The sequence below is a fragment of the Roseovarius sp. genome, assembly GCF_018066915.1.
In the GTDB taxonomy this organism is placed as follows: domain Bacteria; phylum Pseudomonadota; class Alphaproteobacteria; order Rhodobacterales; family Rhodobacteraceae; genus Roseovarius.
This window is the reverse complement of the sequence record NZ_JAGPVV010000304.1, coordinates 1-12,848: the sequence shown is the minus strand read 5'-3', so window position 1 is coordinate 12,848 and position 12,848 is coordinate 1. Positions and strand designations below refer to the sequence as shown.

Sequence of the window (12,848 nt, the reverse complement as noted above, 5' to 3'; positions counted from 1 at the left end):
AAGGAACCGACCGTGACATCAGATCGACCGCTCTTCACATCCATGTCGCACCAGATGAACGACACCTGGAAAACGTGCTGCGACGCCCCCGGTGGTCCAGGCAAGACCAAGGCGCTGGCACATTTCCGGGCGGCGCAAACCGCGCTCGCGCTCAATGATCAAACCATGTGCCTGGAGGAATGTCGCGCCGCCATCGAGGCCTTGGTCTGATCACCGCGGCCACCTAAGAGTCGCGCGCGGTCGAAAGCATCCTTCGCGACAACATGCGGAGTCGTAAGTTCCCGGAAAGGGACTGAAACGGCTTCCACAAGATCAATCCGCGCAGTCCCGCTCCCTGCACAGCAGGACCTCTGAACTTTCACAGCAAAAAAGGGCAAACATCATGCTTGGCACCATTCTCATCGTTCTTCTCGTCCTGGTCCTGCTCGGCGTGCTGCCAACTTGGGGGCATAGCCGGTCATGGGGCTATGGGCCAAGTGGCGGGCTCGGCCTTGTTCTTGTCATCCTGATCGTGCTGGTCCTCACCGGACGCCTCTGACGGCGGGGCCAATGTCCACCTCAGCGCCGGCGCACGGAATTGCCCCCGGCCAGAATGCCGTTGATCAAGACCGCCACTGACCTGTGCAGCGCCTCGTCATCACCGGACGGGGCGTTCGCATGCGCGGCGGCGGCATCCTCGAGAATGCCGACAATCTCTTTCTCCGGCAGGATGTTGTGATCGTTAAGGGCAAGCAGCAACGACTCGCAAATTGCCAGGGCGGCGGTTCCGGCGGTGTCAGGCGGAAGGGACATGTCAGCTTCACTTTCTACTCGAGGTTGCTGCACCGGTCCTCAGGGACCCGCAACATGGTCGCAATTATAGGTATCTCCTGCTAGGATGGACTGATGCAGAGCAGTTTTGTCCGCGCATGTTCCGGCTATCGGTATCGGGTATACCTCAGCCGCAACTTTCTCATGAAAGGTCGAACGTTGCCCCTGGACAGCCCCCTGACCCAAAAACTCTCGGCTTTCGTTGCTCTGTCGGAGGTCGATCTCGAAACGCTCGCACGCTTTCACCGACGCAGACGAACCTTCTTGCCGGGGCATGAGATGCTCCATGAGGGGCAATCCAACGCCTCCGCCTTCATCCTCGCCGAAGGCTGGGCCGTCGCTTACAAGGTTCTGCCCGACGGCGACCGCCAGATCGTGAACTTCCAGGTTCCGGGTGATTTCCTAGGGCTGCGCAGCATCCTCTTCCGCACGTCGGATCACAGCAGCGAGGCGGTCACGCGCATCGAGGCCTCCGAGGTTCTCGCCACCGATATTTTCGATGCTTTCGCGCATGCCCCGCGCCTTGCCACCGCTGTTCTCTGGGCGGCGTCCAGGGACGAGGCGATGGTGGTGGAACATCTGGTCAACATCGGCCGCCGGTCCGCCGAAGAGCGCATGGCGCATCTGCTGCTCGAACTTGGAGCGCGCCTGCGGCTGGTGGGATTGGGCGACAAGACAGGGTTTCCCTGTCCGCTGACCCAATATCATCTCGCGGATGCACTCGGGCTGAGTGCGGTCCATGTCAACCGCGTGCTCCGCCATCTGCGCGATGAAGGGCTTCTGACCTTTCAAAAGGGCCGCGTCACCTTCGACAACCTCGACCGCCTCAGGGACGTATCAGCCTTTGACACAGGCTATCTCGATCACGACGGCCCGCTCCTGCGGTGAAACCCCACTCCGGCAAGTGCCGCCATGACGGGGTCTTTCCGCTATCCCAATGCTTACGCCAGTGCGCGCGTGGCCGGCCAGACGGGCAAGACGCGCAGCATGACCCGCCTTTGCTTTCCGCCAATCGTCGAGGACTTCGGCTTCACGCGGTTCGGCCCGTGGTCCGGGCGGCAAGTAATCCGGCTCCTCATCCATCTGACCGGGCCGGAACCAAAGATCCCTCGGACGACTGTTCCACCTCCTCAGCGTCGAGGAAGAGAGCATCCGATTCATCATGGAAGGACGGCGCACGAGGCTTCATAAGTGCAAAATGCTGGAATTTTGCATTTTAACCAAAGATTTTGTCACCCGCGCCCACACTTCTTATATAGCGCGCGGGCGATGGACGGCGAGGGCTCTCTGTTCGCGCTCGTGGTATAGAAACCAAGGCCAGTCCGGTAAGCAGCGCCACAACGCGCGCTCTTGCAATCATTTTCAAACGGTGGGTTAACTATGCAGCAGATTGAACGAAATAGATTAATAATATCAGAGTTTTAATTTTGACTTGAGAGTATGTGCCATCGTAAATGAACAGTTTTTACAGATCAACGCAAACCTTTACCACCGTCTCGCGCAACCACGCTGTCGCGCTGTCTTTTCGCGAAAACGGCGACCACAGCATGTGCAACGTCCACTGTGGCAGTCCCAGAAAATCCAGATCAAATGTCGCGATGCCGGGGCCAAAGCGTGCCGCTGCGCGGGCTGGCACAGCCGCGACTAGATCGGTGGCGCGCAAGATGTCTGGCAGGGCCATCAGATGCGGCAGCGCCAGCCGCACCCGGCGCGTCAGGCCCTGCGCTGCAAGCACATCGTCTACAGCACCCCGCCCGTCGCGGGCCAGCGTAAACAAAGCGTGGTCGAGTGCTGCGAACCGGGCCGCGTCCATCGAGCCGGTCAGGGCGGGATGTCCGGCGCGCGCCACCCCGACAAAGCCTTCGCGCAGCAAGGGTGTGGCCACTGACCGTTCCGGCGGATCCGCAAAGCTGCCGATCACCAAATCCATGCTGCCACTGTCGATCAACGCTGCCACGCTGGCCTTGTCATAGCCCTGCAAGCGCAGGTCGATGCCGGGGGCGGTTGCGGCGACCAAGGCCGACAGGGCGGGCGCGATCACCGTGCTGGCGTAATCAGTCATGCCCAGCACAAAGCAGCCAGTGGCGGTCGCGGGCGCGAATGTCCGTTCCGCATCCAGCAGGCCGCGCAACTCCGTAAGCGCGGCATGAAGTCCCGGCGCGAGCCGCCGCGCCATGGGGGTCGGTTGCATCGCACCGCCGGCATAGCTGAACAGCTCGTTCCCAAGGGACTGGCGCAGGCGGGACAATGCAGCGCTGGTTGCGGGTTGGCTCAGGCCCAGAAGCCGCGCAGCACCCGAGACGCTGCGTGCCTTGTCCATCGCCTCGAAAGTCAGGAGCAGATTGAGATCAAAGGTCATCTGGCACCCTTATCCATGAAACAGATATCTGTAATTCACCATAGTGAATAGAAATTTCTGAGGAAAGGTCCATGTTCGAGTTCAGATAATGAAACCCGAGAGGAACGACCGCATGATCACTCGTCTTGCCATCATTGCCGGGGTTGGCCCGGGTGTCGGCGCCGCCATCGCGCGCCGCTTTGCAGCCGAGGGTTTCCGGGTGGCGATGATCGCCCGCGATAAAGACCGTCTGGCCGATCTTGCGGCGTCCCTTCTGGCCGCTGGCGGCGTGGCAGCACCCTATTCGGCGGATCTGTCTGATCACGCTGCAGTGCAAGGGGTGATCAAGGCGATCACTGCAGATCATGGCACCCCAGAGGTTCTGGTCTGGAACGCGGCGCTGTGGGATGAAACGCCAGCGCTCGCGCTGGAACCCGCAGACTTTGACCGCCAGCTTCGGCTGGGCCTGACCAGCGCTTTGACGGCAACGCAGGTGGTGGCGCCGATGATGTCGGCGCAGGGCGGTGGATCGATACTGATGACGGGGGGCGGACTTGCGTTGGCACCGCAATACGGTGGCGCCGTGCCTGCACTGACGGCGGTGAAATCCGCGCTGCGCGGCTTCGTTCACGCCAGCGCGCCCGAATTCGCGGCCGAGGGCCTGCGGCTTGGCACCGTGACGATTGCGGGGCAGGTCGCCCCAGGCACCGCCTTTGACCCTGACCGCATCGCCGATGCGTTCTGGACAATGCATGGCGGCGCCGAGCGCAAGGTCGAGCATGTGTTCGACGGCAGTTAAGCGCGCGACACGCAGCCCATTCGATACACGAAAGGACAAACCTATGACGACGTCTGAAACTTCAGCACAAACCGCATCTGACAGGCTGGCTGCACCGGGGGTCGAGCATGGCTGGATGCAGCCACTTCTGGGCAACTGGACCGTCGCGATGCGGGTCTGGCCGGGGCTTGGCGCCGAGCCTTTCAGCATTCCCGGCATGACGGCCGAACGGCATCTGATCCTTGGAGGGCGGTACTTGCGCGAAACCCTGATCGGCGGCGACGGCGTGACGGTGCGCGAGGCGACGCTGGGATACAACCGGCTGGAAGGGCGGTTCGAGCTGGTCACTGTGGACAGCTATGAGCCCGGGCAGATGATCTACACCGGGCGCGGCGACGAGACGCCGGAGCTGTTGCCCCTGCACGGCATCAGCATCGAGGCGGGGATGGGGCCAGAGCCGACGGGCCGAAAGCGCGATCTGCGGTTTGATTTTGCGGTTCATGGACCCGACTCCAACAGCCAGCGCATCCATGTCCGCTATCCGGGCGGCGCATCGTATCTGTTCGTCGAGCAGGTCTTCACACGGCAGGGCTGACGGCTTGGCCGGAGCTTCGGCGCATTTCCCCCCCACAATCCGCGCGCGGCGCCGATCAGGGAGCCCCTTCATGACACGCACAACTATCCTTTCCTGCCGACGCTCGGCCGCAACGGCGTGGGCGCGATGATGGAGATCGGCATTATCGGCGCGGGCATGATCGGCGGCATGCTGGCGACGCTTTTGGCCTTGCGCGGACACAGCACGCTGATCAGCACGCGCAACACGTCCGACCCGTTTACATGAGGCGATCATGACCCAATCTTTACCATCGCGCGGGCCTTTGGCCGCGCCGGTTTTCCGGATGCTTTTCATCGCAACCGCCGTGTCCAACCTTGGGACCTGGATGCAGGAGGTGGGTCGCGCCTGGTTGATGACGGACCTGACCACCTCGCCCACGCTGATCGCACTTCTGCAATCCGCGGCGATGGCGGCGATGGTTTTTGTCGTGCTGCCTGCGGGGATCATGGCCGACCTGCTGGACCGGCGGAGGCTGATTCTGGCCGGGCACGTCTGGCTGATCGCGGTGTCGGGGGCGTTGGCGCTGGTGGCGGCGTTTGGGCTGGCCACGCCCGCGCTGATCCTTGCGCTGACTTTTGCGGGGGCGGCCGGGGCAGCCTTTGTCAGCCCGCCTGCACAGGCGGTGCTGGCCGAGATCGTCGGCGAGGCGCAACTCGCACAGGCGATGGTGCTGAACGGCATTTCGTTCAACGTGGCGCGCGCGGTCGGCCCCGCCCTTGGCGGCGCCCTGGTGGCATTGGCGGGGGTTCCGGCGGTCTTCGCCCTGAACGCCGTCAGCTTTGGCGCTGTTCTGGTCGTGTTCTTGCTGTGGCGGCCGGCGGCGCGGCCTGCGGCCACCATGCCGCGCGAGCGTCCGATGCAAGCCTTGCGCGCCGGTTTACGCTATGCCCGCCATGCGCCAGAGTTGCGCGATACGCTGCTGCGCACACTGGCCTTTGCGCTTCCGGCCAGCGCACTTTGGGCCTTGCTGCCGGTGGTGGCGCGGCGTGTGCCGGGGGCGGGGCCGCTGGACTATGGCATCCTTCTGGGACTGGTGGGGGCCGGGTCGGCCCTAACCGGGTTAGCGCTGCCCAGATTGCGAGCGCGGTTGACGGCGCAGCAATTGCTGGCGATGGCCGGGGGGCTTCTGGGCCTCGCGCTGCTGGCTGTGACGGTGCCTGCGCTGGTCTGGCCCGCCCTGGTGATGGCTGGCGTCGGCTGGATGGTGACGCTCGCGCTCTTGATGGCGGGTGCGCAGACGGCGACACCGCCTTGGGTGCGGGGCCGGGCTGCAGCGCTGTTCATGCTGGCGCTTGGACTTGGGCTTGCGATTGGCAGTGCGGGCTGGGGTGCGCTGGCGTCACAGGCCGGTCTGGTGACGGCGTTGGTGGCGGCAGGGATGACCCAGATCGCCACCGCCCTCGCCACGCGGCACCTACGCGCCCCCGGCACAACGTCGGATGCCGCCGTGGTGGTCGAACCGCGCTGGCCGCAGCCGCAGGTCGCCTGCCCCGCGACATCCGGTCCGGTTTTCGTCACCATCGCCTATGACGTCGTGCCCGGCACCGAGGCAGACTTTACCGCCCTGATGCAAAGGATCGCCCAGACAAGGCGGTCCAGCGGCACCCTTGAATGGGATCTGTTCCGGCATGGCGCCGAGCCCGGCCAGTGGTTGGAAACCAACCTTGTTGCCAGTTGGGAGGATCACCTGCGTCAACGCAGCCGCCAATCGGCCGAGGCGCAAACCATGGAAGCGACCTTGCGGGCATTCTTGAAGCCGGGAACCGAGCCGCGTGTGACCCATTGGCTTGCCGGTTGATGCGCCGCGACCTATCATATCCCTAATATCCGAAGGAACCCCGTGGAAGGAACCCCGTGATGGAAAATGCCGCCGTTGATCTTTCCACCTATGTCCGCACCCCGCTCACGAATGCCCACATCGCTCGGCTGCGCGAGATTGGCGAGGTCGTCACCTTTGCCCCGAACGAGACTATGGTCGCTTTTGGAGCCCCGAACGAGGCGTTCTTTTATATCCTCGACGGCGAGGCGGCCGCCTGGGATGAAGTGACCGGCACCCGCTATGGCAACGCTACGCTTGGCCCGACGCAATTCACCGGCGAGATGAGCTTTCTGTCGGGGGGAACGGCGCAACTGACCAATCGCGCGATCACGCCGCTGACCGCGATCCGTGTGCCGCGCGCCGCCATGCTGCAAGCGATGGCCGATATTCCCGAGATGAGCGACATCCTCATCACCGTTTTTGCCGCCCGCCGCCGCCGGTTGATCGAAAGCGGTCAGGCTGGGTTGACCCTGATCGGGGCGGAGGCGGACCGCGCCGTTCGGCGGATCGAGGCTTTTGCTGCGCAGAACCGCATTCCCTACCGTGCCCATGCCATCGGCAGCCCCGAAGCGCTGGCGATGGCCGAACGCTGCGGTGTTGCGGAGGATCGCGCTAGCGTGGTCCTGGGCGAACGAACGGTCGTTGCCGATCCGACGCCGCGCATCCTTGCGCGGCACTTCGGCTTGGATCAGGCCGTGGAGCAAGGCGCCGATTTCGATGTGGTGATCGTGGGCGCGGGTCCGGCTGGCCTTGCGGCCGGGGTCTATGCCGGGGCCGAAGGGTTGCGCGCGCTTGTGATCGACGAACTGGCCGTGGGCGGACAGGCGGCTACATCATCGCGGATCGAGAATTACATGGGCTTTCCCACCGGCATATCCGGTGCCGATCTGTGCGCACGGGGCGAAATTCAGGCGCTTAAATTCGGCACCCGATTTGCCGTGCCGCGCCGGGTCACTGGTGTGGAAAGAGCCGAGACAGGTTTCAATCTGACGCTGGACGATGGCGTCGCGATCACCGCCCGCGGGATTGTCGTGGCGACAGGGGTGCAGTATCGCCGCTTGCCGATCGACCGACTGGAGGAATTCGAAGGCGCGGGTTTGTCCTATGCGGCGACCGAGCTTGAGGCGCGCCATGTCCAAGGCCGGGCGGCGGTGGTGATCGGTGGTGGCAACTCGGCAGGCCAAGCGGCGATGTTCCTCAGCCGCCGCGCGGCGCGCGTGCATCTGGTGGTTCGAGGCGCGTCTCTGGCAGCGTCGATGTCGGATTACCTGATTGAACGAATCCGCAAGAACGACGCGATCACCGTGCATTTCAACTCGGAGATCACGGCGCTGCACGGAGCGGAGACGCTGGAGGCCGTGACCCTGCATGGCCCGGACGGAGACCGTCGCCTGCCCGCAGCCGGATTGTTCGTGATGGTGGGCGCCGCACCCAATACCGGCTGGCTGGCTGGACTGGTCGATCTTGACGCCAAGGGTTTTGTGCTGACCGACGCCAGCCACGCCACCTCCTGCCCCGGCATCTTTGCCGTTGGCGATGTCCGCGCGACGTCGGTCAAGCGCGTCGCCTCGGCTGTGGGCGAAGGCTCTGTCGTCATCTCGAAGGTCTGGAACCATGTCGCGGCCGCCAACGCAAGCCTGCCGTAGGTCTGCTGCGTGCGGGCAGCGCCGGGGCTTACACCCTCGCTCACGCGGCTCAGGCATGGCGTGAACGGGCCTATTTTCAGAGCGAGAGCGGTCTACGACAATCGCGGCACAGTCTGCGGTCTCGATCAGGACTTCGCGGCAGATGAACCCTAGCTCCGCTTTTGTGAAGGTTGCCATCCGGTCGTGCGCAGCCTTGGCCTGTGCGACATCGGCCTGCACCAGGAAGCGGACCAGTTGGACCACTTGATGTTTGCAGGGCCGCATGCGCGAGTTGATGCTTGTTTGAAATGTAGAGGGTTGATTGATGCAACCTGAGGATGTTACGTCCAGATATGGCGAGCAGCGAACTGATACGGCACTACCGCATGATGGGAGCAACCGTTGCGTCATCTGTGCTCGTTGTGGCCCCCGCTGCGGCAGATGGGACATTCATACAGCTTGATGCCGGTAGAAACTCGTTGAACGGTGTGTTGAGCGTATCCCAAGGACCACTTACCTTTGGCGGGCTTGTCGCGGATTACGACGGTGGAGCAGTCGCATCGCTTAGTGTCACCTATCAGGTTCCGGGGACGGGGGACGTCGCGGTAAAAGTCGGTCCCGTTGTCTCGCTCGTGAAAGACGACGACAAGTCTGACGAGAGCGTGAAAGGTGGTTTGAAGGTTTCGGTGGACCGTTACACAGCAACAGACTTCGGCTTTCTTTATCTCTTGGGTGAGGTCAACAGCATTGACCGAAGTTGGTTCGTCCTCTCGCAGTTTGGCTTGGGTCAATCGGGCTATGCGGTAGAGTTTTCCGCCGGTGGAAGTGACGCCTATGACGAGCGTTCCATCGGTCTGTCAAAAAAGTTGGGAGAAGGTCCAATCTCGTTGAGGGCCGGATATCGCTTTGTCGAAGAAGAGATCTTCGTCGGGGTGTCCTACAATACATTCTAGCGGACGCGATGATATGGAACCCAGAGCCGATCTTCCAAGCCTGACTTTAAGTCGCTCTCTTTACGGGTTTGTATTTGTGGCGCTGATCCTCGCCGGCTTGGCCGGTGGGCTGTCGCTGACCACACGCCTCAGAGGCGTGGTTGATGACACGCTTGACGAAATGGTCCGGATTCGCACCTCTGCCGCCGTGGAAATGTTGCTCCGCAGTCTCTATTCCGATTGGCAGGATCTGGATCACGCAGCGCAGATGCTCGGTCGGGACAATCTCTCGGGGGCGCAAGCGCTGATCGAGGGAATGCGCGGAAGTGGGGATCACATCTCTTGGATCGGGTATGCGAATGCGAACGGGATCGTGCAACTCGCATCGGACGGGTTGTTGGTAGGTAAAGACGTTAGCAAACGTCCATGGTTTCGCAATGGATTGAAAGGGAGAGTGGCGGAAGACGTGCATGATGCCGTTCTTCTCGCACAGGCGCTTGCACCTGACGCGGAAGAGCCAATGCGCTTTATCGACCTGGCAATCCCTATCGTATCCCAGTCGAACGGAACCCTTGGAGTCTTGGGTCTGCATATTGACGCCGCATGGTTCGAGCAGATGCTGAATGAAATCAGCGCATCTTTGGCCATTGACCTCTTCTTGCTCGACCCTGACGGTAACATAAGCTTTTCAACCACCGGCGAAACTCAAGAGGCCATTAGTCCGGAATTGTCGCGCGTGGCGCGCGCAGGCTCGGCTCTTGCGGCAAGAGTGACTTGGCCAGATGGCGCGGAATATTTCAGCTCCGTTGTCCCGGAAGTAGGCTACAAGTCATTGCCAAACTTTGGCTGGCGCGCGATCGGGCGATTGAGATCAGAGACCTTTCGACCCCAAGTCAATGATTTAGCTTGGAATATCGGCACGACATTGGTGATTGTTACCTTGGTTCTGTTCGGCGCGGCGAGTATCTACGTCTATTCCTTCTTGCGCCCCTTGGAACGTCTTGCAGAAGAGGCGGGGCATGTCGCCTCGGGCAAGGAGCTATATCCTCTGGAAACACGCAGCACGCGAGAGGCCGCGCGCCTGTCCACGGCTCTGGCCCTGATCCAAGCAAGGCGGGTCAATGAGGATGACGGTTGAACGATAGCCGCCGGAGCAGGTCGCGCAGCAACGCGGCACTCTGAGTTTGCGCCACACCTGGCGCCGTGTCGTCCGCGGCATGAAAACGAAGCAGCAAGGCGTTCCGCTGAGTTTCCGACAGTTTGAGAAGCAAGCGTGCTCCGTCGGCCGTTTCCGCAAGAACGGTCGCATCAACCTGCCCAACATCCTGGATATCGAGGATGCCGGTTTTGCCCAGCGGCAGAACCTCGCCGCGCACCCGAGCGGTATCGAGCGTCAGAGAGGTCATCCAAAGTCGGAGTCTGGTTCCATCTGAGATGAAATCAACCCGTTCCGGACGATCTGCGATATGGCGCTCGCGTCGCGGCAACTCGATACAGGCTATGATCGTAACGGCCAGAACCAGAATGTTGTAGAGCGTCCAGAACAGTATGACGCCCTTGCCATCTCCGGCGTCATTGAACGCGAAACGGTCGGAGGCGATGCCAAGCGCCAAACCAAGCAAAGTCAGGAAAAGACAGGCCGCGAAAGGCGCGAGAATGCGCCATTGGACAATGATACCGGATCTGTCCCCGCCCTTGGCCGTGACGACAAAGGGGTGCCCCTTTGGCTTTAGAATCCCGACGAACGCCGCTTTCGTGATAGGGATTGCACCAATCAACTGGCTGACATCATTCAGAATTGGCACCACCATGCCACGGCTCAGATTATTGAGAGCCACCATGATCATGAGGTAGTAAGTGCCGAAATACGAGATGACGTCCGCGAGGCGCGCATCAACCACAGTGACATTCAGAAACCAATAGAGAAGTGGATAGACCAACGCGGCAAGGCGGAATGAAAAGGTCGTCGACCAGAACAACATGGAGTCGATGACGCTCCAACGGTCGCGTATCCGTAGATTGCTCTTTGCGAATGGGCCAAGCGACGAGCGCGCAATCTGCATCAGCCCAAGGCACCACCGCGCGCGCTGCGTGAGATATTCCTTCAAGCCTTCCGGTGCGAGCCCTTCTGTCAGCGGCTCTTCCAGATAGACAGTCTTCCACCCAGAGTTCTGCAGCTTGAGGGTCAACATGAAGTCTTCCGTAATGCTTTCGGTAGGAAGCCCTCCAATCTGTTCCAAGGCTGTCCAACGTGTGACCGACGACGTTCCGCAGCAAAACGCAATACCCCACCCATCGCGCGACGGTTGAACATGATCGAAAAAAAATCTCTGTTCATCAGGATAGGACCGGCTGATTCCAAGATTGTGCTGAATGGGATCTGCGTTGAAGAAATGCTGCGGTGTCTGGACAAGCCCGACATCTGGATCGTGAAAGAGCGCAAGCGTGCGTGAGATGAACCCGTAGTGCGGCACAAAGTCAGCGTCCAGGACGGCCACGAAATCTGGTTGCACAGCATCTGCTGCAAGACATTCCAGTGCATGATTGACGTTGCCTGCTTTAGACCCCTTGTTCTCGGATCGGCGTATGTATCGAACCCCGAGTTTCTCGCAGTAGTCGCGCAACCAGTCGCGGCGACCATCATCAAGCACCAACACCTCTTTGTTGCTGTGTCGCAGAGATTTTGCGCCGACGATCGTTCGTTCCAGAACCTCGAAGTCTTCGTTGTAGGTTGCAATGAGAATTGCAACACGCGGCACCTGCGCATCGCCCCACCAACCGAGATTGGCGTCGGCTTCGCGGCTGCGATCCTTGCGGCGGGTCATGATCAGAAACGCCGACATGTTCCCCAAGAGCGCAACGGCTTCCAACCCGAAGAGCGACCAACTGGCCAGCATGTCGAGCGTCCATCCGGGAGGCGCGAGCGTTTCAGTGGCGCGCCACCACGCGTATCGGGCGGCAAGAAGCGCCGCACATGCAAGCAGAAGCGTTCGGTGCATGTTCCGGTCGCGATCAAAGAACAACGGCAGCACCAGCGCGACGCCAAGCAACAGTATCAATTGAAGGGTCGCAGCGCCGATTTCACTGAGGAAAACAGGGGGAAGCATACTAGCGCAAAAGGTTCCGCAGCCAGTCCAGAGGCCGGGTTTCGAAGAAAACGCGACCAGTCCGGCCAATGGCGCAACCCAATTCCGGATCAGCGGACATCTCAGGCACCAGCAACGCGACATCGTAACGCTCAAGATGCTTTTGGCTCGGACGCACGGCAAGTTTCTCATAGATTGTAGCCGCGCCACTGCCCGCAAGACGCGTCACAGTTCCGTTAAAGACCTGATTGCTGCCCGTAAGGCGGAACCGGGCGGACTGGCCATTCACAAGGCTGTTGTAAACAGACTCGGCGACCGAGAGTGTGACGAAGGAAGCGTTGCAATCGACCAGGCGAATCAAGGGGTCACCGCGCTGCACATAGACCCCGTCAGCTTCCAGAACCTCCCACAGAAGCCCGCTCACAGGAGAGCGAATTTCGCCTCCGGCAAGACTGTTGATCTGCACCTGTTCCCGTTGAATGCGGTTCAGAATAGCGTCCAAATGCGCTTTGGCCTCTGCAAGATCAGCCTCAAGGCCAGCGATGACGCTATCCAGTGCCACCGCGCGTTGCTCTGAATTCGGCGCGTCATTGTATCCATCGCCTAGAAACACATGCTGCTCGGCGGCGCGCACCGCGGTTTCAAGGACTTTCACGCGCTCTCGGGCTTGATCAAGTGCGAAGCCTTCCGGGTCGGACATATTCGGCACGCGGTCGCTGTCGCCCTCCAGCCCTTGGTCCGGGCGTTGATCGTCCTCTCTCCCTGCACGCGCGCGTTCCGCAATCGAAAGTCTGGTGCGCGCATGACTGAGTTGAATTCGCAACTCCTCGAGCCGATACTGACG

General features: G+C 61.3%; 13 protein-coding genes and 1 pseudogene. 9 read left to right on the top strand and 5 right to left on the bottom strand.

Annotated elements, in window-relative coordinates; genetic code table 11:
• Nucleotides 1-12: 12 nt before the first annotated feature.
• Nucleotides 13-210, top strand: coding sequence for a hypothetical protein (locus tag KBT70_RS16980; RefSeq protein ID WP_296636912.1), 198 nt, complete (start codon nt 13-15; stop codon nt 208-210).
• 172 nt (nt 211-382) lie between these two features.
• On the top strand, nt 383-538 hold the full coding sequence (locus KBT70_RS16975; RefSeq protein ID WP_296636909.1) for a DUF3309 family protein: 156 nt from the start codon (nt 383-385) through the stop codon (nt 536-538).
• Between the two features lie 20 nt (nt 539-558).
• Here KBT70_RS16975 and KBT70_RS16970 read toward each other — a convergent pair whose 3' ends face one another.
• Complete coding sequence (locus KBT70_RS16970) at nt 559-792, bottom strand: hypothetical protein (protein WP_296636905.1); 234 nt, start codon at nt 790-792, stop codon at nt 559-561.
• A gap of 162 nt (nt 793-954) precedes the next feature.
• Between KBT70_RS16970 and KBT70_RS16965 the strand changes: the two genes are divergently transcribed.
• On the top strand, nt 955-1,698 hold the full coding sequence (locus KBT70_RS16965) for a Crp/Fnr family transcriptional regulator (RefSeq protein WP_296636984.1): 744 nt from the start codon (nt 955-957) through the stop codon (nt 1,696-1,698).
• Between the two features lie 72 nt (nt 1,699-1,770).
• Here the strand turns inward: KBT70_RS16965 and KBT70_RS16960 are convergent.
• Both KBT70_RS16960 and KBT70_RS16955 read right to left on the bottom strand, forming a co-directional pair.
• A pseudogene (locus KBT70_RS16960) lies at nt 1,771-1,999 on the bottom strand (hypothetical protein); the annotation flags it as partial.
• A gap of 276 nt (nt 2,000-2,275) precedes the next feature.
• Nucleotides 2,276-3,169 carry a LysR family transcriptional regulator gene (locus KBT70_RS16955; protein WP_296636903.1) on the bottom strand — a complete coding sequence of 298 codons (894 nt, stop codon included), beginning with the start codon at nt 3,167-3,169 and terminating at the stop codon, nt 2,276-2,278.
• Nucleotides 3,170-3,281: 112 nt separating this feature from the next.
• Here KBT70_RS16955 and KBT70_RS16950 point away from each other — a divergent pair, with 112 nt between their 5' ends.
• From KBT70_RS16950 to KBT70_RS16925, 6 genes are all read left to right on the top strand, one after another.
• Entirely contained in the window at nt 3,282-3,947 is a 666-nt protein-coding gene (locus tag KBT70_RS16950; RefSeq protein ID WP_296636897.1) for an SDR family NAD(P)-dependent oxidoreductase, read from the top strand.
• Between the two features lie 43 nt (nt 3,948-3,990).
• Nucleotides 3,991-4,521 (top strand): DUF1579 family protein, encoded by a 531-nt coding sequence (locus KBT70_RS16945; RefSeq protein WP_296636894.1) that lies wholly within the window; start codon nt 3,991-3,993, stop codon nt 4,519-4,521.
• A gap of 253 nt (nt 4,522-4,774) precedes the next feature.
• Nucleotides 4,775-6,340 (top strand): MFS transporter, encoded by a 1,566-nt coding sequence (locus KBT70_RS16940; protein ID WP_296636892.1) that lies wholly within the window; start codon nt 4,775-4,777, stop codon nt 6,338-6,340.
• A 59-nt stretch (nt 6,341-6,399) separates the two neighbouring features.
• Nucleotides 6,400-8,007 carry an FAD-dependent oxidoreductase gene (locus KBT70_RS16935; protein ID WP_296636889.1) on the top strand — a complete coding sequence of 536 codons (1,608 nt, stop codon included), beginning with the start codon at nt 6,400-6,402 and terminating at the stop codon, nt 8,005-8,007.
• Nucleotides 8,008-8,372: 365 nt separating this feature from the next.
• Nucleotides 8,373-8,939: a hypothetical protein gene (locus KBT70_RS16930; protein WP_296636883.1), complete on the top strand. Its 567-nt coding sequence runs from the start codon at nt 8,373-8,375 to the stop codon at nt 8,937-8,939.
• A 13-nt stretch (nt 8,940-8,952) separates the two neighbouring features.
• Complete coding sequence (locus KBT70_RS16925; protein ID WP_296636879.1) at nt 8,953-10,056, top strand: cache domain-containing protein; 1,104 nt, start codon at nt 8,953-8,955, stop codon at nt 10,054-10,056.
• On the opposite strand, the gene KBT70_RS16920 is transcribed toward KBT70_RS16925, so the two are convergent.
• Nucleotides 10,037-12,025, bottom strand: a complete 1,989-nt coding sequence (locus tag KBT70_RS16920) for a glycosyltransferase (protein ID WP_296636877.1) — start codon at nt 12,023-12,025, stop codon at nt 10,037-10,039. The genes KBT70_RS16925 and KBT70_RS16920 overlap by 20 nt on opposite strands.
• A 1-nt stretch (nt 12,026) precedes the next feature.
• Nucleotides 12,027-12,848 (bottom strand): HlyD family secretion protein (locus KBT70_RS16915; RefSeq protein WP_296636873.1); only part of this gene is annotated, 822 nt, incomplete at its 5' end.